The 24258-nt window shown below is 73.3% G+C and carries 21 protein-coding genes and 1 tRNA gene; 8 read left to right on the top strand and 14 right to left on the bottom strand.

Features of this window, described 5'->3' with window-relative positions:
* Positions 1–127 precede the first annotated feature (127 nt).
* A complete protein-coding gene (locus ACO06A_RS11300) occupies positions 128–2347 on the bottom strand; it encodes an esterase-like activity of phytase family protein (protein ID WP_421732287.1) in 2220 nt (739 codons plus the stop codon).
* A gap of 118 nt (positions 2348–2465) precedes the next feature.
* Here ACO06A_RS11300 and ACO06A_RS11295 point away from each other — a divergent pair, with 118 nt between their 5' ends.
* Positions 2466–3392 (top strand): Ppx/GppA family phosphatase, encoded by a 927-nt coding sequence (locus ACO06A_RS11295; RefSeq protein WP_421732286.1) that lies wholly within the window; start codon positions 2466–2468, stop codon positions 3390–3392.
* A 9-nt stretch (positions 3393–3401) separates the two neighbouring features.
* On the opposite strand, the gene ACO06A_RS11290 is transcribed toward ACO06A_RS11295, so the two are convergent.
* The 7 genes from ACO06A_RS11290 to ACO06A_RS11260 all read right to left on the bottom strand — a co-directional run bounded on the left by ACO06A_RS11290 (position 3402) and on the right by ACO06A_RS11260 (position 7714).
* The gene (locus ACO06A_RS11290; RefSeq protein WP_421732285.1) at positions 3402–3671 is read right to left on the bottom strand and encodes a hypothetical protein; all 270 of its coding nucleotides are present in this window, start codon (positions 3669–3671) and stop codon (positions 3402–3404) included.
* Positions 3672–3734: 63 nt separating this feature from the next.
* Positions 3735–3811 (bottom strand) — tRNA-Thr (locus tag ACO06A_RS11285).
* 58 nt (positions 3812–3869) lie between these two features.
* Positions 3870–4766, bottom strand: coding sequence for a DsbA family protein (locus ACO06A_RS11280; RefSeq protein ID WP_421732284.1), 897 nt, complete (start codon positions 4764–4766; stop codon positions 3870–3872).
* A gap of 44 nt (positions 4767–4810) precedes the next feature.
* Positions 4811–5308 carry a hypothetical protein gene (locus tag ACO06A_RS11275; protein ID WP_421732282.1) on the bottom strand — a complete coding sequence of 166 codons (498 nt, stop codon included), beginning with the start codon at positions 5306–5308 and terminating at the stop codon, positions 4811–4813.
* 41 nt (positions 5309–5349) lie between these two features.
* Positions 5350–5766 (bottom strand): hypothetical protein, encoded by a 417-nt coding sequence (locus tag ACO06A_RS11270; RefSeq protein WP_421732281.1) that lies wholly within the window; start codon positions 5764–5766, stop codon positions 5350–5352.
* Entirely contained in the window at positions 5763–5933 is a 171-nt protein-coding gene (locus ACO06A_RS11265) for a hypothetical protein (protein ID WP_421732280.1), read from the bottom strand. Before ACO06A_RS11265 ends, ACO06A_RS11270 begins: the two co-directional genes overlap by 4 nt.
* An 86-nt stretch (positions 5934–6019) precedes the next feature.
* A complete protein-coding gene (locus ACO06A_RS11260) occupies positions 6020–7714 on the bottom strand; it encodes a serine/threonine-protein kinase (RefSeq protein ID WP_421732279.1) in 1695 nt (564 codons plus the stop codon).
* A 112-nt stretch (positions 7715–7826) separates the two neighbouring features.
* On the opposite strand from ACO06A_RS11260, the gene ACO06A_RS11255 reads away from it, so the two are divergent.
* From ACO06A_RS11255 to ACO06A_RS11230, 6 genes are all read left to right on the top strand, one after another.
* Positions 7827–9275, top strand: a complete 1449-nt coding sequence (locus tag ACO06A_RS11255; RefSeq protein WP_421732278.1) for an alpha,alpha-trehalose-phosphate synthase (UDP-forming) — start codon at positions 7827–7829, stop codon at positions 9273–9275.
* Positions 9268–10041, top strand: coding sequence for a trehalose-phosphatase (otsB, locus tag ACO06A_RS11250; protein WP_421732277.1), 774 nt, complete (start codon positions 9268–9270; stop codon positions 10039–10041). Before ACO06A_RS11255 ends, otsB begins: the two co-directional genes overlap by 8 nt.
* Before the next feature lie 45 nt (positions 10042–10086).
* Positions 10087–11670 (top strand): PQQ-binding-like beta-propeller repeat protein, encoded by a 1584-nt coding sequence (locus ACO06A_RS11245; RefSeq protein ID WP_421732276.1) that lies wholly within the window; start codon positions 10087–10089, stop codon positions 11668–11670.
* Between the two features lie 3 nt (positions 11671–11673).
* Positions 11674–13149 carry a hypothetical protein gene (locus ACO06A_RS11240; RefSeq protein ID WP_421732275.1) on the top strand — a complete coding sequence of 492 codons (1476 nt, stop codon included), beginning with the start codon at positions 11674–11676 and terminating at the stop codon, positions 13147–13149.
* Positions 13150–13319: 170 nt separating this feature from the next.
* Positions 13320–14447, top strand: coding sequence for an ABC transporter ATP-binding protein (locus tag ACO06A_RS11235; protein ID WP_421732274.1), 1128 nt, complete (start codon positions 13320–13322; stop codon positions 14445–14447).
* An 86-nt stretch (positions 14448–14533) separates the two neighbouring features.
* Positions 14534–15829 (top strand): DUF4032 domain-containing protein, encoded by a 1296-nt coding sequence (locus tag ACO06A_RS11230; protein WP_175348815.1) that lies wholly within the window; start codon positions 14534–14536, stop codon positions 15827–15829.
* Here ACO06A_RS11230 and rlmB read toward each other — a convergent pair.
* From rlmB to ACO06A_RS11205, 5 genes are all read right to left on the bottom strand, one after another.
* A complete protein-coding gene (rlmB, locus tag ACO06A_RS11225; protein WP_421732273.1) occupies positions 15826–16833 on the bottom strand; it encodes a 23S rRNA (guanosine(2251)-2'-O)-methyltransferase RlmB in 1008 nt (335 codons plus the stop codon). The genes ACO06A_RS11230 and rlmB overlap by 4 nt on opposite strands.
* A 152-nt stretch (positions 16834–16985) precedes the next feature.
* A complete protein-coding gene (cysS, locus tag ACO06A_RS11220) occupies positions 16986–18419 on the bottom strand; it encodes a cysteine--tRNA ligase (protein ID WP_421732272.1) in 1434 nt (477 codons plus the stop codon).
* Positions 18420–18579: 160 nt separating this feature from the next.
* On the bottom strand, positions 18580–19764 hold the full coding sequence (locus tag ACO06A_RS11215) for an alanine racemase (RefSeq protein ID WP_421732271.1): 1185 nt from the start codon (positions 19762–19764) through the stop codon (positions 18580–18582).
* Positions 19761–20996 carry an MFS transporter gene (locus ACO06A_RS11210; protein WP_421736053.1) on the bottom strand — a complete coding sequence of 412 codons (1236 nt, stop codon included), beginning with the start codon at positions 20994–20996 and terminating at the stop codon, positions 19761–19763. The genes ACO06A_RS11215 and ACO06A_RS11210 overlap by 4 nt, the downstream gene beginning before the upstream one ends.
* Positions 20997–21028: 32 nt before the next feature.
* Positions 21029–21679, bottom strand: a complete 651-nt coding sequence (locus tag ACO06A_RS11205) for a TetR/AcrR family transcriptional regulator (protein WP_421732270.1) — start codon at positions 21677–21679, stop codon at positions 21029–21031.
* A 160-nt stretch (positions 21680–21839) separates the two neighbouring features.
* Here ACO06A_RS11205 and ACO06A_RS11200 point away from each other — a divergent pair, with 160 nt between their 5' ends.
* Positions 21840–23201, top strand: a complete 1362-nt coding sequence (locus ACO06A_RS11200; protein ID WP_421732269.1) for a D-arabinono-1,4-lactone oxidase — start codon at positions 21840–21842, stop codon at positions 23199–23201.
* On the opposite strand, the gene ACO06A_RS11195 is transcribed toward ACO06A_RS11200, so the two are convergent.
* Positions 23198–24220 (bottom strand): LacI family DNA-binding transcriptional regulator, encoded by a 1023-nt coding sequence (locus ACO06A_RS11195; protein WP_421732268.1) that lies wholly within the window; start codon positions 24218–24220, stop codon positions 23198–23200. The genes ACO06A_RS11200 and ACO06A_RS11195 overlap by 4 nt on opposite strands.
* Positions 24221–24258: the final 38 nt, after the last annotated feature.

Genomic DNA, 24258 nt, shown 5'->3' with positions numbered 1-24258 from the left:
GTGTCGTTTCGGGAAGATTTCCCCGGAGCGAACGTTTGGTGCGCACGCCGAGTTCACCCGTTCGGGCCGCACGACGAGGGCCGGCCCCGGAGAACGCCTCCGGCGGCCGGCCCTCGTGCGCCGTGCGTCAGCCCACGGTGGCCGCCGCGATGTCGGGGTTGTCGCTGAACAGCCCGTCCATCCCGGCCTTCACGAACACGCGGATCTCCCCGGCCAGGTCACCGACGGCGTTCGGGTCCGCGCTGCTGCGGAACTCGGCCGGCAGGAACTGGTTCTCCCGGCGGAACGTCCACCCGTGGACCTCCAGGCCGACCTTGTGCGCGTCCCGGATGACCGACGTCGGGGTGGCGAGGGTCCCGTCGGCGGTCCGCGGGATCATCCTGTCCTTGCACAGGCCCACACCGTCGGCGTAGGTGGCGATCTCCCTCAGGCCCGTGCGCGTCACGAGGTCCGTGTAGGTGCGCGGGTCACCGGCGGCGACCAGGTCGTACGGTGCCCCGGAGCAGTCGACCAGCTGGGCGAGCGGGACCTTGGTCAGCCGGTCCAGCTGGCGCAGGTTGCCGGTCTCGAAGCTCTGGATGATCACCGGCGACCGCTTGTCGTTCAGTCCGTTGGCCGTGAGCTGGGCCAGCAGCGGCTCCTCGAGCGACAGCCCGATCGAGTCGAAGTACGTCGGGTGCTTGGTCTCCGGGTAGACCCCGACCGGCTGCCCGTCGCAGCTGACCGAGTGCCGCGCGAGGTCGAGCACCTCGTCGAACGTCGGGACCTGGTAGAGCCCGTCGAACGCGGTGTTGGCCGGCCGGACGGCAGGGAGCCGCTCCTTGGCGCGCAGGGTCTTCAGCTCGGCGAGCGTGAAGTCCTCCGTGAACCACCCCGTGACGCTGCGGCCGTCGATGGTCTTGGTGGCGCGACGGTCCGCGAACTCCGCGTGCGCGGCGACGTCCGTGGTCCCGCTGATCTCGTTCTCGTGCCGGGCGACGAGCACGCCGTCCTTCGTCGAGACCAGGTCGGGCTCGATGTAGTCGGCGCACTGCTGGATCGCCAGCTCGTACGACGCGAGCGTGTGCTCCGGGCGGTAGCCGCTGGCGCCGCGGTGACCGACCACCGTGGTGTCGCCGGCACGGGGTGCACGCACCTGGCGCAGGTCGACGAGGGCCAGCTCCGTGTCGTCCGGGGTGCCCGGGACGCGCGCCGCGTTCCCCGGATAGTTGTTGTCGTTGGCGAGGAGCAGGCGGCCGTCGCGCAGCTGCACGACGGTCTCGAACGACTGCACGGGGAGCGCGAACGGGTCGTCGGTGCCGTAGCCGTCGCCCGAGCCCAGGTGGTCCGGGTTGGCGATCTTCAGGGCGTCGAGCACGAGCGTCTTGCGCACGTAGCCGTCGGCGTCCGTCGTGCCGAGGTCGATCCGGTAGACCCGCTTCATCACGGACGCGGCGCCCTGGAAGTCGTCGCGCTCGATCACCAGCAGCTCGCGCTTGCCAACGAGGAACGCGTCGCCGATGACGTTCGCGTCCTGGTGCGTCTGGTAGGCCCAGGTGCGTCCGGTGTAGGCGCTGGCCACGGTGTCGAACTCGTAGATCGTGCGGCGGCGCTGCTGGGCGTCGTCGACGAACGCGCCCTCGGTGATCGGGTAGAGGAACCGGCCGTCGAGCGACCCGGCCATCGCCTCGAACCCGCGGCTGGCCCGGACGTTGGGCGTCTCCCCCGCGGCCAGGTAGGGGTTCTGGGGCGACTTGCCGCCGACGAACGGCACGGGGGCGGCCAGGAGCTTCCCGGTCGCGTCGACGTGCAGCAGGAACGGACCGAACTCCTCGCCGATCCAGAAGCTGCCGTCCTTCGCGCGGACCACGGACTCGACGTCGAAGTCCGCGCCGGTGAGCAGGCGCTCCGCGGTGGCGTCGTTGACGATCGGGAAGTCGATCCGGTGGTCCGGGTCCCGCAGGGAGACGAACTCCCCGACGCCGATCTCCCCGGCTCCCCCGCCGGCCGTCTGCCACTGCGGCGTCACGTGGTAGATCCGCAGGAGGAAGTCCGCGGAGTTCGCCTTGGTGCCGAACCCGTTGTCGGGCAGCGCCCAGAACGTGCCGTCGCCGGCGTCGACCATGCCGGAGAACCCCGGGATCACCTGGCCGGCGAACGGCCCCTGCCGACCGTTGGCGGGTGTGGCGAGCGCCCCCGACGGCGGCCCGGGGGCGAGGAAGTCGGCGGACAGGGTGGCGCGGGCGACCAGGGTGGGCTGGACGACGGTGTGCCGCCCGTGCTGGTCACCGGCGTTCGCCGGCGTCGGGGCGAGGAGGGCGACCGTCAGGGCCGCCGCGAGGACAGAGAGTGCTGCGGTGCGTCTCATGCCTCCAGCGAACTCCGCGCACACGACCTGCACCAGACATTCCGGAAGGTGACGGATGACGACGGTGTGAACCTCACGTGACTGCGCTCGGTGCGCCCGCGCCCGTAACGTGCGACACATGCGACTCGGAGTGCTGGATGTCGGATCGAACACCGTGCACCTGCTCGTGGTCGACGCCCACCGCGGCGGCCCACCGGTCGCGCAGTCGTCGCACCGGTCCGTGCTGCGGCTCATGCGCTACCTGGAGCCGTCCGGGTCCATCAGCCCCGAGGGGGTGCGCGCGGTGGTCGACGCGGTCGCCGCGGCCGTCGCCGCGGGTGCCACGGCCGGGATCGACGAGCTGCTGCCGTTCGCGACGTCGGCCCTGCGCGAGGCCGGGAACGGTCCCGAGGTGCTCGACCTGGTGGAGTCGACCACCGGTGTGCGGCTGCAGGTGCTCACCGGGGACGACGAGGCGCGCTCGACGTTCCTCGCGGTCAGGCGCTGGTTCGGCTGGTCGGCGGGCGAGATCCTGCTGCTCGACATCGGCGGCGGCTCGCTGGAGCTGGCCGCCGGGGGCAGCGAGGACCCTGACGTGGCCCTGTCCCTGCCTCTCGGTGCCGGTCGGTCGACGGTGTCGTTCCTGCACGACGACCCTCCGACGGCCGACCAGCTCGCCGCCCTGCGCGCGCACGTCCGGGCGCGGCTGTCCGAGGCCCGCGCGCACTTCGCCGGCCGCCCCGACCCGGCGCACGTGGTCGGGTCGTCCAAGACGATCCGCTCGCTGGCCCGGCTTGCGGGCTCTCTGGCGGACGGAGTGGGGCCGCAGGACCGACGGCTGCTGCGGCGGTCCGGGCTCGACGACTGGGTCCCCCGCCTCGCCCGCCTCCCCGCCGACTCGCGACCGGCCCTCCCGGGCATCACGGCCGACCGGACGTTCCAGATCGTGGCGGGCGGGATCGTGCTCTCCGAGACCATGCGGGCGTTCGGCGTCGACGAGCTCGAGGTGTCGCCCTGGGCCCTGCGGGAAGGCCTGATCCTGCAGTACCTCGAGCGACTGTCCTGACGCGGCCGGTCACGCCGAGCGCAGCGACCCGCCCACGGCGCGGGCAGGTCCGAGCAGCCGCAGCACGGACGTCCCGTACTCGTCGTGGTGCTCGACGCTCACGGTCAGCACGCGGCCCTGCTGTCGTCGTCGCGCCCAGTCCAGGACGTCGTCGATGTCCTCCGCGTCCAGCAGCCGCCACTGCTCGCCGTCGTCCCTGCTCGTCCAGAGCTCGACGACGTAGACGGGCTCGGCGATCGACATCGACCGGGCGGAGGATCGTCCTCGTTCCACGCGCATGGGGACGATCGTGCTCGACGCAGGTGAACGGCCGCCGACCGCGGGATGACCGCGGCGTGGCGATGGAGCCCCCTATCGGATTCGAACCGATGACCCCCTGTTTACAAGACAGGTGCTCTGGCCGACTGAGCTAAGGAGGCGGGCGCGCCCAGGATAACCGGGCGCTCCCGCATGGGGAGCGCCCGGTCGTCCGAGGGGTCAGGACTTGGCGGCCTCGACGGCGGCCTTGAGGGCGCCGGGCGTCTGCCACCCGCTGAAGTCCGTGCCGTTGATCAGCACGGCCGGGGTGGACAGCTTGGGCAGGTCGAGACCGGCCTGGTTGGTCGCGGCCGCGACCCACGGGGCGAACGTCCGCCACGTGCCGGCGACCGAGTCCTCGGTGTCCGTGGCGAAGGTGCCGTCCACGGTGTCGGTGAACGTGTCGGCCACCTCGGCCGGCACGCCGACGTCCGTGGCGATCTTCTTGATCTCGGCGTCGGTCCGGCCCGAGGTGCCCTCCGCCGGCTGGTCCTCGTACAGGGCCGTGACGAACGCGGTGAACTGCTCGGGAGCCTGGTCGGCCACGATCGCCGTCGCGTTGGCGGTCCGGGTGGAGTACGAGCTGCCCGCGGACATGCGGTCGAGGATCGAGATCGGGTGGTACGTGATGGTCACGCCGCCCTCCTCGATCATCGCGTCCAGGTCGGCCGCGTTGGTGGCGTCGAACTCGCCGCAGTAGGGGCACATGTAGTCGAAGTAGATGGTCAGGTCGACGTCACCGTCGCCGACCTTGCCGACGCCGTCGCCGCTGACCGGGATGCCGCCCTTGTCGTTGGCGGTGGCCGGCGAGGTGACGTCGGCGAGCAGGGGTGCGACGACGTTCTCGGCGTCCTGGCCGTAGACGACGTCGGAGTTGGCGGCCTCGTTGGCCTTGTTCTGGTTGACGATCGTGAACGCGACGGCGACGAGCGCGAGGACGGCGACGGCGAGGCCGGAGATCGCGAGGATCCGGTTCCGCTTGGCCTTGCGCTCCTGCTCCTTGCGCATCTGCGCGGCCTTGAGGCGAGCCTCGTCGCGTCGCACCGCCTTGGTGGGACGCGGGTCGTTGGTGGGCATGGGTGCTCCTGGTGGGACGAAGGGGACGACGGGTGGGTGCGCGGTCAGGCCGCCGCGGGGGGACCCCGTCGCGCGATGCTGCCGACGAGCACCCGCTCGGTCCACGACGGGACGGCGGGCTGCGGGACCAGGTGCGCACCGGAGGCGACAGGCAGCGGTCGGGCGGCGCGCAGGCCGCCGCGCAGTGCCTGGCCGAGCAGCCGCCGCAGCTGGCGCCCCGCACGCACGAGCACGGCGGACAGCCCGACTCCGCACGCGGTGAGCAGGAGGTACAGGGCCGCGACGGGCGCCGCCACGCTGAGCAGCACGACGGCGCCCTGCGACACCGTGCCCAGTCCGTAGGCGCCCTCGGGGCAGTCGGCGGCGTCGCGGAGCACCGACAGGCGCAGCCCGAGCGGGCCGAGCACTCCCCCGGCGCTCACGCAGTCGTGCAGCAGCACGCGACCCTCGGCGGCGACCGCGGCGGCCAGCCCCGCCAGCACGAACGCGACCACCAGAGACAGGCGCGCGACGGCCAGGTGCGGCCCTCGTCGCGCGATCATGCGGCACAGCGTAGGGGGCGCTGCTGAGGATCCGGGCCTCGTCACGACGGACGGGGCCGCCGGACCACCTCGATGTCGAACCCGAACGACCGCTTCCAGTCCTGCGCCAGCCGCCCGCCTGCCCGACGCACGATCCCCCGCAGCCACCACTCGTCGGGGTCGATCCGCGGGAACGCGTGCTCGACGAGCAGCGGGCGGAACCGGGCGTCGACCGCCTCCACCCGGCGCCGCAGCAGTGCCGCCTCCGGGTGGCGGGCCAGCGACGGGTCGGTCAGCGCCGCCTCGAGCGTGGTGCGCGACATCGCCTCGTTGGCGTACGCGAACTCGTCGCCCCGGTAGCCGTGCTCGCACTCGGCCACGAAGCTCGACCAGCGCTCGAGCACGGCGGAGGGGGTGTCGTCGCGCCACACGCCACGGGCGCGCACCAGGGCCGTGAAGTCGTCGTCGAACGAGGTCACTTGGCGATCTCGCGCAGGAAGAACTCGTACCCCTCGTCGGGACGGAAGTACGCCACGATCACCTCGCCGCGAAAGACTCCCAGCGCCCCGGTGCGCCGGTCGAACCGGACCAGGTCGCCGTTGCTGCGTCGACCCGTCACCACATCGGCCTCTGCCTCCAGCGACATCCCCGCGCTCCTCCCCGGACCACCGAGCCTTCACCCAAGAGGGTGACGCGGCGGCGCGCCAGAAGGGTCCCGCATGGCGAGACGGCTCAGGGCAGGACGGGGGTGGGCAGCGGGGCCCAGGTGATCTCGCTGCCGCTGAAGATCTGGGCGAGGAAGACCGCGGAGGCCGCCAGCAGGACCACCGTGGCGACCAGCGCGCCGGTCCGGCCCGGCGCCACGACCGCGAGCACCCGGCGGGCGCCGATGCGGGTCATCAGCGACAGCGGTCCCCACCAGACGACCGCCGCGCCGAGCAGGACGATCGTGCCGACGAGGATCGCCGCGGTCAGGCCCTGAGGCTCCTGCCCGGACGGTGAGTCGCCGATCACCCAGCGGCCGTCGCCGATCAGCCACCACGACAGGCCGAGCAGGATCACGACGACGCTGGCCCCGACGACGAGCGACGGGATCAGCCCGACGAGCGAGCGCAGCACGTGCCACGGCACGGTGGCGGCGGCGACGGCCCGGTCGGAGCGGCGCACCCCGGCGCGCTCCCGGCGGCCGTACATGGCCTCGACCGTGGACCCGGCGGTCCGCACGACCAGCACCAGCACCGCGAACACGATGAGCGTCACGCCCGGGTACAGCGCGCCGGCGGAGCCCAGCAGCAGCGCGGCGGCGAGCAGCGTGCCCCAGCGTCGGCGGGCGGGCGGGCGCTCGTACCCGGAACCCTCGGGCTCGGGCTCCTCGGACGCGTCGAGGTCGTCGTTGATCCAGTCGACCCCGTCAGGATCGTCGGGGTCCGCCTCCCACTCCCCGTCGGCCCCGAGGTCGGTCGGGTCGAAGGCGCGGGTGTGCCCGTCGTTAGCGACCGCCGGGGGCACGGTGCCGGACGCGACCGCCACGGTCACCGGCTCGGCCGCCAGGACGGTGGTCCCGACCAGATCGTCGGCGACGAGCACCGCGGTGTCGGTCTCGTCGGCCATCGACTCGCCCTCCGCGACGACGACCGTCAGCGCGGCGACCACGTCGTCCGGGGACGTGCGGTCGGCCACGGCCGGTGCCAGGGCGTGCCGGAGCGCGGCGGTGGTCAGCGGCCCGAGCCCGGCGAGGTCCACGTCCCCCGAGCGTGCCCGCGCGAGCACGACCTCCAGCGGACGCGTGCCGAACGGGTCCCGGCCGGTGGCCGCGAACGCCAGGATCGCCGCCCAGCCCCAGAAGTCGGAGGACTCGTCGGGCTCGTCGCCGTCCAGCAGCTCGGGCGCGAGGTAGCCGGGCGTGCCCAGGACCATCCCCTCGGCGGTGAGCTTGGAGTCGTCCGCGGCCTGCGCGATGCCGAAGTCGATGAGCACCGGGCCGTCGTCGCCGACGATCACGTTCGACGGCTTGAGGTCGCGGTGCACCACGCCGGCGCCGTGCACGGCCACGAGGGCGTCGCGCAGCCCCTCGGCCAGGTCCAGGAGCTCCTCGGCGTCGAGCGGCCCGCGCTCGCGCACATGCTCCTCGAGGTTGTCGCCGGGCACGAGCTCGGTGACCAGGAACGCCTCGGTCGAGTCGGCCTCGGCGTCGAGGATCGCGGCCACGCCCGGGTGCCGCAGCTTCTGGAGCGCGTGCACCTCGCGGCGCAGCCGGTCGCGCGCGACCGCGTCAGACCCGATGTGCGGGTGCAGCATCTTGAGCGCGACCGCGTCGCCACCGCCGTCGACCGCCCGGTAGACCGTCCCCATCCCGCCCGAGCCCAGGGGGGCGACGACGGTGTATCCGCCGATCTCCGTCCCGGGCTCCAGCCCCATCCGCTCCATCCCCGCACCGTAGCCGGAGCCCTCAGCACCCCGCCCGGCAACGCGCGGTCCGACCAGCACAGAGTCCGACCAGCACAGATAGGGTCGGTCGCAGACCCGAGGAGTTGATCTGGTGCCTACCGACGCGCCCGCGCACGGCTACGACTTCGTCGTCGTCGCGAACCGGCTGCCTGTGGACGTGACCCTCGACGACGACGGCGAACCCACCTGGACACGTTCCCCCGGGGGCCTGGTCACCGCGCTCGCCCCCGTGATGGCGAGCACGTCCGGCGCCTGGGTGGGCTGGGGCGGGTCACCCGACCTCGAGCTCGAACCGTTCGACGTCGACGGCACCGAGCTGATCCCGGTGGTGCTCACCGAGGACGACCTCGAGAAGTTCTACGAGGGCTTCTCCAACGACACCCTGTGGCCGCTGTACCACGACGTCATCGAGCCGCCGGCGTACCACCGGCAGTGGTGGGACTCCTACCGGAAGGTCAACCAGCGCTTCGCGGAGGCCGCCGCCGCGCAGGCCGCCGCGGGCGCCACGGTCTGGGTGCACGACTACCAGCTCCAGCTGGTCCCCCAGCTGCTGCGGGAGCTGCGGCCGGACCTGCGCATCGGCTACTTCCACCACATCCCGTTCCCGCCCCTGGAGCTGTTCGCCCAGCTGCCGTGGCGGGTGCAGGTGATCGAGGGCCTGCTCGGGGCGGACCTCGTCGGGTTCCAGCGGGCCGGTGACGCCGCCAACTTCGTCCGCGTGGTGCGGAGGCTCACGGACCTGACGACGCGCGGCCAGGTGGTGACGTTGGCGGAGCCCGACGGGCACACCGGGCCGGGTCGGCACGTGCGCGCCGCGGCGTTCCCCATCTCGATCGACTCGCACGCGTTCGACGAGCTCGCCCGGACCGACGCCGTCCGCGAGCGCGCCCTGCAGATCCGCCGGGAGCTGGGTGACCCCGAGTACCTGCTGCTGGGCGTCGACCGGCTCGACTACACCAAGGGCATCCGGCACCGGATCAAGGCCTACGGCGAGCTGCTGTCCGAGGAGCGCCTGTCCCCGCAGAGCACCACGCTCGTGCAGGTGGCGAGCCCGAGCCGGGAGAACGTCGGGGCGTACCAGACCCTGCGCGACGACGTGGAGCTGCTGGTCGGCCGCATCAACGGCGACTACGGGCAGGTGGGTCACGCGCCGGTGCAGTACCTGCACCAGTCGTTCCCCATGGAGGAGATGGCGGCGCTGTACCTGGCGGCCGACGTCATGTTGGTGACCGCGCTGCGGGACGGCATGAACCTGGTCGCCAAGGAGTACGTGGCGGCCAGGTCCGACGACCGCGGCGCCCTGGTGCTCTCCGAGTTCACGGGCGCCGCCGACGAGCTGACAGGAGCGGTGCTGGTGAACCCGCACGACATCGACGGGATGAAGGACGCCATCACGTACGCGGTGCACATGGACGGGCGCGAGTCCCGCAAGCGCATGCGACGGCTGCGGCGCCGCGTGCTCGGGCACGACGTGGTGGCCTGGTCCGAGGACTTCCTGGCCGCACTGAACGCGGTACCCGTGCGAGGCACCCGTGGCTGACGACCTCGCCGCCGCGCTCGACGCCCTCGCCGCGGACCCGACGCGCCGCCCGCTCCTGGTCGCCCTCGACTTCGACGGCACGCTGGCACCGCTCCAGGACGACCCGGCCGCGTCCCGGATCCTCCCCGAGGGCGTCGACGCGCTCGACCGGCTGGCCGGGACGTCGGGCGTGGCGCTCGCGCTGGTGTCCGGCCGCGCCATGCACGACCTGCACACGCTGGCGCAGGTGCCGGCCGGGACGTACCTCATCGGCAGCCACGGCGCGGAGCGTGCGCGCGTGACGACGTTCGGCCTCGACCGCGACGTCGTCCGGCTGACCGACGAGCAGGCCGACCGGCTGGCGACCCTCGGCGCCGAGGCGGCCCGGATCACCCGCGGCCGCGACGGCGTCTGGGTGGAGACCAAGCCGACCGCCGTCGTCGTGCACACCCGCCTCGCCGAGGACGCGGTGGCCCGTCCGGCGGAGGAGGAGGCGATCGTCCTCGGGGAGCGTCTGGGCTCGGGCGTCCTGCACGGCAAGGACGTCGTCGAGATCTCGGTGCTGCGGGCCAGCAAGGGTGAGGCGCTCACGGCGCTGCGCGACGAGCTCGGGGCGGCCGTGGTCCTGTACGCGGGCGACGACGTCACCGACGAGCACGCGTTCGAGGCGCTCCGTGCCGACGACCTGACCGTCAAGGTGGGTCAGGGGACGACGACGGCGCGCTACCGCGTCGACGGCCCCGAGGAGCTGGTGGCCGCGCTGACGGAGCTCGCCGACCGCCTCTGAGACCTCTGGTGGTCGGTCGCACGACCGAGGCGTAGCGTGCGGAAGATGCCCGGCCGCATGCACCAGGTCGAGCTCGTCGAGGCTGCGGACGAGCCCGTGCGGTCCCCCTCGGCCCGGGTGCCCGGCGGTCGTGTGGACGTCGCGCTCGACGAGGACGCCCCCGAACGGCGGACCGACGACGTGCTGGCCGCCCGGACGTGGCTGCGTCGGCACGCCCGGACGCTCGTGCCGACCGCCGCGGTCCTGGCCGCGACGCTCCTGGTCACCCAGCTCGTGATCGACCGCCGCGAGGCCGCCCGCCTGGCCGCGCTGGCCGCCATCCCCGGCGTCGTGCCGCCCGCGGACTCGTCGATCGGCGTGATCTGGCGGGCCGAAGCCCGGCTGGCGGCCGCGCTCCAGTCCGGCGCGATGGTCGACGGCGTGCTCGTCGGCGGGATCCAGGACGCGGACGGCGCCCCCTCGGTCGTCGGGCTCGACCCGGACACCGGGGCCGTCGCCTGGATCACCCCGGTGGACCTCCCCACCCCCCAGCCGACCCCCACGAGCTCCTCGCCCGAGCTCTGGATCGCGTGCAGCGCGGTGCGCCACGAGGGTTCGCACGTGGCCGCGTGCGTCTCGCAGCAGTACGGCGAGGGCGTCCAGGGCATCCCCTCGTCGGCGGTCTGGGTGCTCGACCCGGACGACGGCAGGCTGCTCGCCGAGCGCGTGGTCGACGGCGGCTCGGGGCTCGCGTTCACGGACGACGCGATGGTGGTCGTCGAGAGGGTGACCGACGACGGCAGCCCGGCGAGGCCCGACGCGGACGCGGTGCGCTGGGCGGTCACGGCCACCGACCCCGTCGGCGGCGACACGCGCTGGACGTGGTCCTCGCCGCTGTCCGGCGTCGTCAGCCGCGACGACGGCCCGGAGGGGCTGTCCGGGACGAGCGGGGCCTCGCTCCAGACCCACGAGGACCGGGTCGTGGTCGGGATCGACGACCACGCCTGGATCCTCACGAGCGACGGGGAGCTGGTGCGTGACGTGCCGCTCGAGCCCGCGTCGTGGCTCCAGCCCGCCCGCGCGGGGGTGTTCATCAAGAGCACCTGGACGTCGTCGGACCTGTACCAGGGCGCCCTGGTGCTGGAGAACGGCACGCAGGTCCCCATCGACGAGACGGCCGGCTGGCTCGCGGTCGACGACGGCTCCGCCCCGGACGTGGTGCTCACGGTCGGCGAGGGCGGGCAGGGGACCGACGGGCTCAGCGGCCGCTCCGCACGCACCGGCGAGCGCATCTGGCACCTGCCGGGGACGATCGTCGCCGCCCTGATGCTGGACGGGACCCTCTACGTGGCCACCAGCGACTCCCTGCGCGCGCTCGACGCGACCACCGGCGAGGTGCTGTGGCGCACCCCGCTCGAGCGCCTGGCGCACCAGCTGGCGACGGACGGCACGTACCTGCTGGTCCCCGGGCTCGGGGTGACGCTGGAGGCGTACTCGCTGCGCGACGGGACGCTGGCCTGGAGCACCGACCTGTCCGAGGAGGTGGCCGGCGACCGGTCCACCGTCTTCGTGCAGGGCTTCCGGTCCGGCTGGCACGACCCGCGGCTGTACGTGTGGATGGACAGCGGCTCCGTCGCCGTCCTCGGGTGAGCGATGAGCGCCCCGGTCGGGCGGGCCCCGCACCTCGCGCCCGTGGAGCTCGAGGAGCCCGACGGGAGCAGTGCCCGGGTCGCCTCGAGAGCGCGGCGGCACTCGGCCCGGGTGATCGCGGCTCTCGTCGCGCTCGTGCTGGTCCTGGTCGGTGTGCAGTCCTGGCTCGACGCCCGCGAGCGCGCACGGCTGCGGTACCTCGCGGACGTGCCCGGCGTCCTGCGCACCCTCGCTGACCCCCCGACCGTGCTGTGGCGGTGGACGCCGGACGTCGGCTCCCTCGTGGCGGGCGACGGCGCGGGTGGCTGGGCCGTCGGCGCCGACTACCACCCGGGCGGAGTGACCCTGCGCGGCACCGACCCCGACACCGGCGACCGGCGGTGGTCCGTGCCGTTCTCGCTCGACGCGGCGCTCCCGCCGGGCGGTCGCTCCGAGTTCCCCTCCGTCTGGGTCCGCTGCACCACCGTGCGGTCGGGCGACGCACCCCTGGTGGTGTGCGCCGCCGAGGTCTCCCCTGTCGCGTCCGGCGGTGCCGCGACTCCGCTCGCGGTGCTGGACCCGGTCACCGGCTCCCTCCTCGCGACCCCCACCGTGCCGGCCGGGTCCCTCTGGGCGGCGACCGGCGGACTCCTGGTGCGCGCCACGCCCACCGAGGACGGACGGAGGGGTGTGCGCTGGACGCTCACCGCGACCGACCCCGTCACCGGGTCCGTGCAGTGGCAGCACGAGACCCCCGTGGTGCCGCAGGTCCACGAGGTCCGGATCCGCGACGACGTGATCCGAGCCGAGCCCGAGCTCGCCGCCGACGCCGACCGTGTGCTCCTCACCGACAGCGGGCACGCCTGGCTGTTCGGCGCCGACGGGTCACCGCGCGGCGACGTCGCGGTCGCGGCGGACGGGCGGGCCGAGCTCGGCAGGTCCGGGGCGCTGGTGTGGATGCCCTGGCAGGACACAGCCGTGCCCGGGGGCGTCCTGGTCACCCGTGCCGGCACGCGCGCCACGGTCGGCGAGCTGCCCGCCCGGCTGTCCGTCGACGACGACACCGCACCCGGGGTCGTCCTGCTCACCGGGGACGACGGCGGCTGGGACGGCGTGGCCCTCGTGGCCCGCGACGCCGGCACGGGCGACGAGCTCTGGCGGGCCGACGGAGTCCGGGGCGAACCGCTGCTCGTCGACGGCGTCGTGCACACCGCGCAGGGTGCCGACGTCGTCGCGCGCGACGCCCGCACGGGCGAGGTCCGATGGTCCGTGCCGGTCGGCGCGGTGCCGTCCTGGCTGGGCACGGACGGGTCGGTGGTGGTCGTCGTCACCCCCGACCGCACGCTCCTCGCGCTCGGCCTCGCCGACGGTCGCCCCGCTCGCAGCGTCGACCTCGCCCGGCTGGCACCGGGCGATGCGGAGGGCATCGACCAGGTCGTGGAGTACGCGGGCCGGCTGCTCGTCCGGTTCCGCGACGGGACGGGGATCGTGCTCGGCTGAACGTGTGGAACGTCACTGTCCGGTGTGGACCGTCCACACCGATATGGCATGATGACCCCGGGTCCCGAAGGACAACCCTCCTTCCGGGACCCGTGTCATCGAGGACACTCTTGACACTCTTCACTACGGATCGTCCGGCACGTACCTGCCGGTGAAGGGATTGATCAGCCATGGCAACGGTCACTTTCGACAAGGCCTCCCGGGTATACCCCGGCACTGAGCGCCCCGCCGTCGACTCGCTCGACCTGCACATCGAGGACGGCGAGTTCCTCGTCCTCGTCGGCCCCTCCGGTTGTGGCAAGTCCACGTCGCTCCGCATGCTCGCGGGCCTCGAGGACGTCAACTCGGGCCGCATCCTCATCGGCGACCGCGACGTCACGGACGTCCAGCCGAAGGACCGCGACATCGCGATGGTCTTCCAGAACTACGCGCTGTACCCGCACATGACGGTCGCCGACAACATGGGCTTCGCGCTCAAGATCGCCGGCACCCCGAAGGCGGAGATCCGTCAGCGCGTCGAGGAGGCTGCCAAGATCCTCGACCTGTCCCAGTACCTCGACCGCAAGCCGAAGGCCCTCTCGGGTGGCCAGCGTCAGCGCGTCGCCATGGGCCGCGCCATCGTGCGTTCGCCCCAGGTGTTCCTCATGGACGAGCCGCTGTCGAACCTCGACGCCAAGCTCCGCGTCCAGACCCGCACGCAGATCGCGTCGCTGCAGCGTCGTCTCGGTGTCACCACCGTCTACGTCACGCACGACCAGACCGAGGCCCTGACCATGGGTGACCGCATCGCGGTCCTCAAGGACGGCCTCCTGCAGCAGGTCGGCACGCCGCGCGACATGTACGACACCCCGGCCAACGTCTTCGTCGCCGGCTTCATCGGCTCGCCGGCCATGAACATCGGCACGTTCCCGGTGCTCGACGGCGTCGCCAACCTGGGCCGTGCCCGCGTCGCCGTGCAGCGCTCGGTCATCAGCCAGTTCACCGACGACGACAAGAACCACGTCACGGTCGGTTTCCGTCCCGAGTCGCTCGACGTCGTGCCCGAGGGCACGCCGGACGGCATCCCGGTCATCGTGAACATCGTCGAGGAGCTCGGCTCCGACGCGTTCGTCTACGGCTCGCTCACCAACGAGTTCGGCCGCGCGGACGCGGTGCACTCCGGTGCCGGCGACGCGCAGGTCATCGTGCGCGTCGACCCGCGCGAGGTCCCCGCCAAGGGCCAGACGATCTACATCCGCATCCGCGAGGGCGAGACCCACCTGTTCCACGCGGGCTCGGGCGAGCGGATCGCCGTCTGATCTGAGCAGTCCCGACAGGGCGGTCCCGGCTTCGGCCGGGGCCGCCCTGTCGTTTCCCTGTCGGCGTTCTCTGAGAGGATCGGCCCATGAGCCCGACGCCGCAGCGCCTGCAGATCACCGCGGCCTCGCCCGACCCCGCCCTCCTCGACCTGCCGTGGCACATCCCGCTCGAGGACTGGCCCGCCGAGACGCTCGCCGCGCTGCCTCGCGGCATCTCCCGGCACATCGTGCGGTTCGCCAAGATGTCCGGTCGCGTGGTCGCGGTCAAGGAGATCGGCGAGACGGTGGCGTACCGCGAGTACGAGCTGCTGCGCCAGCTGCGCCGCCTGGACGTCCCCAGCGTCGAGCCGGTCGGTGTCATCACCGGCCGCAGCGACCCCAGCGGGGAGCGGCTCGAGGCGGTGCTCATCACCAAGCACCTGTCGTTCTCCCTGCCCTACCGCGCGCTGTTCAGCCAGTCGCTGCGCCCCGACACCGCCACGCGCCTCATCGACGCGCTCGCCGTCCTGCTGGTCCGCCTGCACCTGGTCGGCTTCTACTGGGGCGACGTGTCCCTGTCGAACACCCTGTTCCGCCGCGACGCCGAGACGTTCGCCGCCTACCTGGTGGACGCCGAGACGGGCGACCTGCACGACAAGCTCTCCGACGGCCAGCGCGGGTACGACCTCGAGGTCGCGCGCGTGAACATCATCGGTGAGCTCATGGATCTCCAGGCCGGCGAGTTCCTCGAGGAGGACGTCGACGCGGTGGCCATCGGGGACGCCCTGGCCGAGCGGTACGGCGAGCTCTGGCGCGCGCTGACGGAGTCGGAGTCGTTCACCTTCGGGGACCGCTGGCGCGTGCAGGCCCGTATCGACCGCCTCAACGACCTGGGCTTCGACGTCGGCGAGCTCGACATCACCACGGACGTGGACGGCACCAGCGTCCGCATCCAGCCGAAGGTCGTCGACGCCGGGCACCACTCCCGCCGGCTCATGCGGCTCACCGGCCTCGACGTGCAGGAGAACCAGGCCCGCCGCCTGCTCAACGACCTCGACGAGTTCCGCGCCGCCACCGACCGCCAGCGCGACGACGAGTCGTTCGTCGCGCACGACTGGCTGACGGAGATCTTCGAGCCCGCCGTCCGCAGTGTGCCGAAGGACCTGCGCGGCAAGCTGGAGCCCGCGCAGATCTACCACGAGCTGCTCGACCACCGCTGGTACCTCTCGGAGCAGCAGGGCCACGACGTGCCGATGAAGCAGGCCGCCAAGAGCTACGTGAAGAACATCCTGCCCACGCGTCCCGACGAGCAGGCGATCCTCGGCGTGCAGGCGGGCGAGATCCCCGAGACCGACATGATCCCGCAGGTCACCGGGGACGACGACGACCTGATCCTGGGCTAGCTCGAGCGCTGGCGGGACACCTCGAACAGGGCGATGCCCGCGGCGACCCCGGCGTTCAGCGACTCGACGGCCGACGTGATCGGGATGGACGCGATGGCGTCGCACTGCTCGCGGACCAGCCGGGACAGGCCCTTGCCCTCGGAGCCGACGACGAGCACCAGCGGATCGGTGGCGTAGGGCAGGTCGGTGATCGACACGTCGCCGCCGCCGTCCAGGCCGACGACGAACACGCCCGCCGACTTCAGGCTCTGCAGGGTGCGCACCAGGTTGGTCACCCGGGCGACCGGCACGCGTGCGGCCGCACCCGCGGACACCTTCCACGCCGACGCCGTCACGCCGGCCGCGCGCCGCTCGGGCACGAGGACACCGTGCGCGCCGAACGCCCCGGCGGACCGGAGCACGGCACCGAGGTTGCGCGGGTCCGTCACGCCGTCGAGCGCGACGATGAGCGCCGGGCGGTCCGTCTCGGCGGCCGCGTCCAGCAGGTCGTCGTCGTCCGCGTACGCGTAGGGCGGCACCTGGATGGCGACGCCCTGGTGGACGGAGCCGTCGGTGAGGCGGTCCAGCTCGGCGCGGCTGACCTCGAGGAGCGGGTAGTTCGAGTTGCCCGCCGCGCTGATGATCTCGCGCGTGCGGTCGTCGGCCTCGAGGCGGGAGGCGATGTAGACCGTCGACACCGGGATGCCGGCGCGCAGGGCCTCGACCACCGAGTTCCGGCCGGACACGATCTCGTGCGTCGAGCTCTTGCGACCGCCCTTGGACCCGGCGGCGCTGCGGCTGGCCCCGGCCGACTGGCGACCGGACGTCCCGCGGGTGCCTGCGACCGCGCGCCGCTCGGCGGCGACCTTCGCCTTGTGCGCGGGGTGGTACTCGCGGTCCTCGGCCTTCGGCGTCGGCCCCCTGCCCTCGAGCGAGCGGCGGTTCTTGCCGCCGGTGCCCGCGCTCGCGACCTTCTTGGAGCTGCCCTTGCGGACGGCCCCGCGGCGCTCGGAGTTTCCAGCCATGTTCAGTTCTCCCTGTCTCTGGTCAAGCTGGTCCTGCGCTCCGCTGGAGGTCAGCTTTCCTCTGAAGTGTCGGTGCTTGTGGTCGGACTGCTCCTGCGCTCCGCTGCGGGCGAGTGCCGCTCCGCGCCCCTCACCCTCCGCTGCACTCCGGATCAGTCCTCTGTACGCGCGGCAAGTGACCAGCGCGCCCCGGAAGACGAGTCCTCGACCACGATGCCGGCCGCGGCGAGGCGGTCCCGGATGGCGTCGGACGTGGCGAAGTCGCGGGCGGCGCGGGCCTGCGCACGGGCCTCCAGCTCGGCGGCGACGACGGCCTCGAGCGCACGGGCGTACCGGGCGTCGCTGCCGTGGGCGCGCCACTGGCTGCCGCCCGGGTCCAGGCCGAGCACGTCGAGCATGGCGCGCAGCACGACCATCGCGTCGCGGGCCTCGGCCAGGTCGCCGTGCGCCAGTGCGGAGTTGCCGGTCCGCAGGTGCTCGTGCACCACCGCGAGCGCGGCCGGCACGTTGAGGTCGTCGTCCATCGCGGTGACGAAGTCGGCGGGCAGCTCCACCGTCGCCACCTCGGCGTCGTCGGCCACCCCCACCTTCTCGGCGGCGCGCTCGACGAAGCCGGCCAGCCGGTCCCAGGTGGCCTCGGCCTCGCGCAGGGTGTCGTCGGTCCACTCGAGCATCGAGCTGTACTGCACGGCGGTCATCGCGTACCGCAGCACCGACGCCCGCTCCTTGGCCAGCACGACGGTGACCAGCAGCCCGTTGCCGAGCGACTTGCTCATCTTGGAGCCGCCCTGCGTGACCCAGCCGTTGTGCAGCCAGTACTGCGCGAACCCGTAGCCGGCGGCGCGGGACTGGGCCTGCTCGTTCTCGTGGTGCGGGAACCGCAGGTCGAGGCCGCCGCCGTGGATGTCGAACGTGTCGCCCAGGTAGCGCTGCGCCATCGCCGAGCACTCGAGGTGCCACCCGGGCCGACCGCGGCCGAACGGGGTGTCCCAGGAGGCCGTCTCCGGCTCCCCCGGCTTGGCGGCCTTCCAGAGGGCGAAGTCGCGGGGGTCGCGCTTGGCGGTGTCGTCGACCGTGCCGTCGGGAGCCGGGACCATGTCGTCGACCCGCTGGTTGGTCAGCGCGCCGTACTCCGGGTAGGAGCGGACGTCGAACCACACGTCGCCGTGGCCGGTCGTGTAGGCGTGACCGGTGTCGACCAGGCGGTCCATCAGCTCGATCATCGCCGGCACGTGACCGGTCGCGCGGGGCTCGTGGCTGGGGGGCAGTACGCCGAGCGCGTCGTAGGCCGCGCTGAACGCGCGCTCGTTCGCGGTGGCCCACGCCCACCACGGCTCGCCGGCATCGGCGGCCTTGGCCAGGATCTTGTCGTCGATGTCGGTGACGTTGCGCACCAGGGTCACGCGGTGCCCCGTGCGGCGCAGCCAGCGGACCAGGACGTCGAACGCGATGGCCGACCGCAGGTGCCCGATGTGCGGCGGTGCCTGCACCGTGGCACCGCACAGGTAGATGCCCACCTCGTTCGGCACGAGCGGGACGAAGTCACGCACCGTCCGGGTCGCGGTGTCGAAGAGGCGCAGGGTCACCGGTCAAGGCTACCGGCGCGGAACCCTCGCGCCTTTCACACGCCGACCAGCCCCAACGTCCGAGCATCTGAGCGCCCTGGCGACCACATGCTCGGACGCTACAGATGACCTTCCGTGACGTCCGAGGAAGTGAGCGTCGGGGCGACCGGATGCTCGGACGTCAGCCGAACGTGCGCTGCTCGCCGCGGTACGTCGGGGTGGTGGACTCGATCGTGGTGTCCCGGACCAGGTGCACCTGCTCGAAGCGCTCCATGACCTCGCCCGACTTGGCGTGCCGGAACCAGACCCGGTCACCGACCCGCAGGTCCGCGCCGCCGGACAGCCGCAGCGGCGTCTGCACCTCGCCCGCGCCCTCGCGGCTGGTGAGCGCCAGCCCCGACGGCCACACGGGCCTGGGCTGGCGGGACGCGGTCGGCGGTCCGGAGGCGATGTAGCCGCCGCCGAACGCGGTCGCGTAGCCCTGGCCGGGGATCCGCACCACGTCGAGCCCGAAGAACGCGGCGGGCCGGGGGGTGAACGAGCGGTAGGCGTCGAACAGGGTGGGCACGAACAGGCCGGAGCCGGCGGTGACCTCCGTGACCACCGGGTCCGCGGCGCTCGACGCCACCGAGCCGGACCCGCCGGAGTTCACCAGGGTCAGCTCGTGGCCGACGGCGGTCTGCACGGCGTCGACGACGGCGGCCCGGCGCACGGCCAGGTCCCGGATGGACAGCCGCTTGACCGCGCGGACGGCGGGCGACGCGTCGGGCAGCCCGGCCACCTGCGCCTCGTAGAACATGACACCGACCACGTCGACGCCGGACCGGCGGGCGATCGCGGCGGCCAGCACCCCCGCGTCGGAGGACGAGTGCACGGGCGAACGCCGCACCCCCAGGTGCGCGACCAGCGGTCCGAGCCGGAGCCGGAGGGAGGCGTCGACGTCGAGGCAGAGGCGCAGCGTGGCGCCGTGCGCGTCCGCGGCGCGGGCGGCCAGCTCGACCTGCGCGACGTCGTCGACCATGAGGGTCACGGCGGCCGCGGCGACGGGGTCGGCTGCGAGCGCGTCGAGCGCGTCCGTGTCCACGCTGGGGTATCCCAGCAGCACGTCGTCGACGCCGTGACCGACCAGCCACAGCGCCTCGCGCACCGAGTAGGCCATCACCCCGGCGAACCCGGGAAGCGCGAGCACCCGCTCGAGCACGTGCCGCACGCGCACCGACTTGCTGGCGACGCGGATCGGTGTCCCGCCGGCCCGGCGCACCAGGTCGGCCGCGTTGGCGTCGAGGGCGTCGAGGTCGATCACCGCGAGGGGGGCGGGGAGGCCCTTCGTCGCCTCGTCGAGGCGGTCGCCGAGGGTGCGCGTCACGCGCCCGCCTCCGAGTCGGCGGTGGCCCGCGCGCCCTCCGCCCGGGTCACCCCGAAGCGTCCGGCGAGCACCGCCACGGCGACCACCAGGACGATCGGGACCAGGAAGCCGTAGTGCAGCGAGGACGTGCTGCCGATGGCGCCCACGAGCACCCCGCCGAGCACCGCCCCCACGTAGTTGAAGATGTTCAGCCGCGCGACCACCGCGTCCGCGTGCCCGGGGGCGAGCGCGCCGGCGGCCGAGAAGCACAGGGGCGCGATGACCCCGAGCCCGGCGCCGGCGATCGCGAAGCCGACCAGCGCCACCCACGGCCCGGGTGCGGCCACGACGAGCACCAGCCCGACGGCCCCGACGAGCGCCGCGACGCGCAGGACGATCACCCGACCCCACCGGCGCACCAGGGGGTCGCCGGCCAGCCGGGAGCCCAGCGTCGTCGTGAGGTACGCGGCGTAGCCCAGGGGCGCGAACGACGCGGCCGCGAGCAGCACGTCGCCGAGGTAGATGGTGCTCCAGGTGGAGATGGCCGTGTCCGCGACGTAGTAGGCCACCACCCCGAGCCCGAGCAGCAGCACGGCACCCCACGGCACCACGGGCCGCTCGCCCGCACCCACCGGGACCGCGAGCGCCTCGTCGGGCCGCGCGACGCCGTCGGCGTGCACCCCGGCGGGACCGCGGCCCCGCCACGCGCTGCGGAGCACCCAGCCGGCCGCGAGGCCCGCCACGAGCGTCCCCGACAGCAGGGCTACCGCGACGGGGTCGGTCGGGGTGCGGCCGGTGGTGACCGCCACCAGCACCGCGCCGACGATGCCGCCCGCCGACCACGACGCGTAAAACCCCGTGAGCAGCGACCGTCCGTACTCGCGCTGGACCGCCACGGCCTGCATGTTGGTGCCGGCGTCGACCATGCCCAGCCCGACGCCGTAGACCGCGAAGCCGGTGGCCAGCAAGGCGAACCCGGGTGCCACGGCGACCACGACGACCGAGGCCGCCACGATGGCGAGACCCGACCCGAGGACGACCCTGCTCCCGCCGTTCGACCGGGCCACCCGGTCGGCGACCAGCGTGCCGAGGGCGGCCATCACGCACACGCCGAGCACGACGAGCGTGATCTGCCCGTCGTCGATGCCGTACCGGTCCTTGAACCCCTCGAGGCTGGTGAGGAGCACCGCGTAGACGAAGCCCTGCGCGGCAAAGCCTGCCGACGTCGCGACGCGGGCGCGACGGATGACCATGGGCACTGTCGACACGGTCGGCGGTGCGGCGGTCACGCCGGAGTCGCGGCGGCATCGCCGGCGTCCGCGCCGACGGGTTCGAGCGCCACGGGCACGGCCAAGGTGGACAGGTACCGGCCGAAGGCCAGCAGCCCCGCGCGGGCCGAATCGCTGTCCCCGTCCACGAGCCACGCCAGGGAGTAGCCGTCGATGACCGCGACCACCGCGCGCGCGATGTCCCCCCGCGGCGCCGACCAGCCGACGTGGGCGGTGCGCTCGACGAGGTCCAGCACCTGCTCGGCGGCGGCCCACTGCCCGCGGTACTGCTCGATGGCGACCTGGTTGAGCTCGGAGTGGCGCAGCGACGACGTGGTCAGCTCGTAGCTGAGCAGCTGCGGGCCGCGGGACTGCCGGATGCCCGCCCAGAGGGCGTCCAGGACCCCCTCGATCACGGTCTCGGGGTCGTCGACCTCCTCGGGGATGTCCCCGAGGCTCCGCTCGAGGTTGGCCGACGTGATGGCGTGGGCCATCGCGCGCAGCAGCTCGTCCTTGTCCTGGAAGCAGTAGTGAACGACCCCGAGGGACACGCCGGCCTCGGCGGCGACGGCGCGCACGGTGGCGGCGTCGATGCCGTCCCGGCTCGCGACGGCGAGCGCAGCCTCGATGAGCTGCTCACGCCTCTCGGCCACAGGCAAGCGGTTCATGACAGGGTCCCCTCCCTCTGGCGACGGCCCCACCGGCCACCCCCGACCGGCAGACGAGGCCAATGCCTCCCCCACCACACAGTTCAATGTCAGTTGTCACGATAGTCAAGGACTTTGCGCACTTGACTTGGACAATCGACCAGGACGATGGTTCACCATTATGGGACGATCGTCGCCTGCTGGCACCTGGCAGAACTGGGCTCGCACCGCGAGCGCCACGCCGCGCCGCGTGCAGCACCCCCGTGACCTGGGCGAACTTGTCTCGACCGTCCGCGAGGGCGCCCGCGACGGGCTCCAGGTCCGGGCCGTCGGTGGCGGACACTCCTTCACCCCCGTCGCGGTCACCGAGGGCGTCCAGATCCGCCTCGACTCGTTGGACGCGTTCGAGCGTGTCGCAGCCCAGCCGGACGGCACGACGCACGTCACGGTCGGCGCGGGGGTCCGGCTGCACGCCCTGAACGCCCGCCTGGCCGAGCAGGGCCTGGCCATGCGCAACCTCGGAGACATCGACAAGCAGTCCATCGCGGGGGCCATCTCGACGGGCACGCACGGCACGGGCGCCCGGCTGGGCGGGCTGGCCACGCAGGTGGTCGGCGCCCGACTGGTGACCGCCACGGGGGACGTCGTCGAGGTCTCCGCTACGCAGCAGCCCGATCTGTTCGAGCTGGCCCGCCTGGGTCTGGGCAGCGTCGGCGTGCTCGCGGCGGTCACGCTCGAGGTGGTGCCCGCGTACCGCCTGGAGGCCCGTGAGGAGCCGTGGCCGCTGGAGGACGTGCTGGACCAGCTGGACGGGCGCGACGGCCTCGTCGAGGGCAACGACCACTTCGAGTTCTACTGGTTCCCGCACACCCGCCGCGCGCTCACCAAGCGCAACAACCGCATCCCCGACGAGGTGGTGCGCCCGCTGCACCCGGTGCGGGGCTGGGTCGACGACGAGCTGCTGTCCAACGCCCTGTTCTCGGTGGCCAACGGCATCGCCACCCTGGCCCCGTCGACCACCGCCTCGATCAACGAGTTCGCCGCCCGGGCCCTGTCGTCCCGGCGCTACACCGCGCCGTCCGCGGAGGTCTTCGTCTCCCGGCGGCGGGTGCGGTTCCGCGAGATGGAGTACGCGGTCCCCCGCGCGGACCTGATCGGGGTGCTGCGCGAGATCGACGCCTGGATCGAGTCCAGCGGAGAGCGGGTGCCGTTCCCGGTGGAGGTGCGGTTCGCCGCCGCGGACGACCTGTGGCTCTCGACGGCGCACGGGCGCGAGACGGCCTACGTCGCCGTGCACCAGTACCTGCGCCTGCCGTTCGCGCGGTACTTCGCCGCGGTCGAGCGGATCGTCGCGCAGGTGGGCGGCCGACCCCACTGGGGCAAGATGCACTGGCTCGAGGCGGAAAGGCTCGGCGAGCTCTACCCGCGCTTCGCCGACGCCCAGCGGGTCCGCGCAGAGGCGGACCCCGACGGCGTGTTCACCAACCGGTACCTCGACCGGCTGCTCGGGGGCTGCCGCCCGCCCACCTCCCGGGCGGCCTAGCGTCGCGCCACCGTGGAGCCGCGGATCACCAGGCGGCCCGCGACGTACTCGGTGCCCGAGCCGATGTCCACCCCGTCGAGCGCGGCGAACACCCGCTGCGCGGCGGTGCGACCGAGCTGCTGGAGGTTGGCGTCGATGCTGGTCAGCTCCGGGCGCGCGTTGGTGGTCAGCACCTCCCAGTTGTCGAAGCCCATGACCGCGACATCGTCAGGGACCGTCCGGCCGAGGTCGCGGGCGGTGTCGAGCGCCCCGCGGGAGATCTGGTCGGAGCCGCAGAGCACCGCGTCGATCTCGGGGTGCCGGGCCAGCAGCACCGCGGCGGCGTCGCGCCCCCACCGCTCCGACCACTCGCTGTACATGACGTCACCGACCAGGTCGAGACCGGCATCGTGCAGGGCTGCCTGCACACCCTCGGCCCGGTCGCGGGCGGCCGCGTAGGCGTGCTCGCCGGTGATGTGGGCGATGCGCGTGCGCCCGCAGGCCACCAGGTGCTCGACCGCCAGCCGCCCGGCGCTCACGTTGTCGGGCGTGATCGACAGGTCCTCGGGATCGTCGGACGGGGCGTAGGCGTAGACCACCGGGACCGGGATGTCGTGCCCGAGCGACGGTCGGGGGTCGGTCTGCCGGCCGACGACGATCAGGCCGTCCACGCGGCGGCTGAGCAGCGCGCGCAGGTGGTACTGCTCGCGGATGGTGTCGCCGCGCGCGTCGCAGAGGAAGACGTTGACCTGGCCTGCGCCGAACGCGTCCTCCGCGCCCATGAGGATCGGGATGACGAACCGGCCCTCGAGGTCGCTGGTGAGCAGGCCGACGGTGCCGGTGCGTCCGGCGAGCAGGCCGCGGGCGAGCGGGTTGGGGCTGAACGACAGCTGGTCGGCCGCCTCGACGACGCGCTGCCGCGTACTGTCCTTCACCTGGTCGCGGCCGTTCAGGGCCTTGGAGGCGGTCGCGACGGAGACGCCGGCGAGGCGTGCCACGTCGGAGAGCGTCACCGCGCGAGCGGGTTCGGCGCGTGCCATCAGCCACCTCCTCGCGCATCCTCGAGCCGTTCGTGATC

This window comes from Cellulomonas sp. (assembly GCF_965229465.1).
Lineage (GTDB): Bacteria > Actinomycetota > Actinomycetes > Actinomycetales > Cellulomonadaceae > Cellulomonas.
Note: the sequence above shows the minus strand (reverse complement) of the source record. Positions and strands in the feature narration are given on the sequence as shown.

What these genes read in the sequence shown, in the direction of transcription:
- ACO06A_RS11300 (WP_421732287.1), bottom strand. Translation starts at nt 2,347, where the DNA reads ATGAGACGCACCGCAGCACTCTCTGTCCTCGCGGCGGCCCTGACGGTC.
- ACO06A_RS11295 (WP_421732286.1), top strand. Translation starts at nt 2,466, where the DNA reads ATGCGACTCGGAGTGCTGGATGTCGGATCGAACACCGTGCACCTGCTC.
- ACO06A_RS11290 (WP_421732285.1), bottom strand. Translation starts at nt 3,671, where the DNA reads ATGCGCGTGGAACGAGGACGATCCTCCGCCCGGTCGATGTCGATCGCC.
- ACO06A_RS11280 (WP_421732284.1), bottom strand. Translation starts at nt 4,766, where the DNA reads ATGCCCACCAACGACCCGCGTCCCACCAAGGCGGTGCGACGCGACGAG.
- ACO06A_RS11275 (WP_421732282.1), bottom strand. Translation starts at nt 5,308, where the DNA reads ATGATCGCGCGACGAGGGCCGCACCTGGCCGTCGCGCGCCTGTCTCTG.
- ACO06A_RS11265 (WP_421732280.1), bottom strand. Translation starts at nt 5,933, where the DNA reads ATGTCGCTGGAGGCAGAGGCCGATGTGGTGACGGGTCGACGCAGCAAC.
- ACO06A_RS11260 (WP_421732279.1), bottom strand. Translation starts at nt 7,714, where the DNA reads ATGGAGCGGATGGGGCTGGAGCCCGGGACGGAGATCGGCGGATACACC.
- ACO06A_RS11245 (WP_421732276.1), top strand. Translation starts at nt 10,087, where the DNA reads ATGCCCGGCCGCATGCACCAGGTCGAGCTCGTCGAGGCTGCGGACGAG.
- ACO06A_RS11240 (WP_421732275.1), top strand. Translation starts at nt 11,674, where the DNA reads ATGAGCGCCCCGGTCGGGCGGGCCCCGCACCTCGCGCCCGTGGAGCTC.
- ACO06A_RS11235 (WP_421732274.1), top strand. Translation starts at nt 13,320, where the DNA reads ATGGCAACGGTCACTTTCGACAAGGCCTCCCGGGTATACCCCGGCACT.
- ACO06A_RS11230 (WP_175348815.1), top strand. Translation starts at nt 14,534, where the DNA reads ATGAGCCCGACGCCGCAGCGCCTGCAGATCACCGCGGCCTCGCCCGAC.
- rlmB (WP_421732273.1), bottom strand. Translation starts at nt 16,833, where the DNA reads ATGGCTGGAAACTCCGAGCGCCGCGGGGCCGTCCGCAAGGGCAGCTCC.
- ACO06A_RS11210 (WP_421736053.1), bottom strand. Translation starts at nt 20,996, where the DNA reads ATGGTCATCCGTCGCGCCCGCGTCGCGACGTCGGCAGGCTTTGCCGCG.
- ACO06A_RS11205 (WP_421732270.1), bottom strand. Translation starts at nt 21,679, where the DNA reads ATGAACCGCTTGCCTGTGGCCGAGAGGCGTGAGCAGCTCATCGAGGCT.
- ACO06A_RS11200 (WP_421732269.1), top strand. Translation starts at nt 21,840, where the DNA reads ATGGGACGATCGTCGCCTGCTGGCACCTGGCAGAACTGGGCTCGCACC.
- ACO06A_RS11195 (WP_421732268.1), bottom strand. Translation starts at nt 24,220, where the DNA reads ATGGCACGCGCCGAACCCGCTCGCGCGGTGACGCTCTCCGACGTGGCA.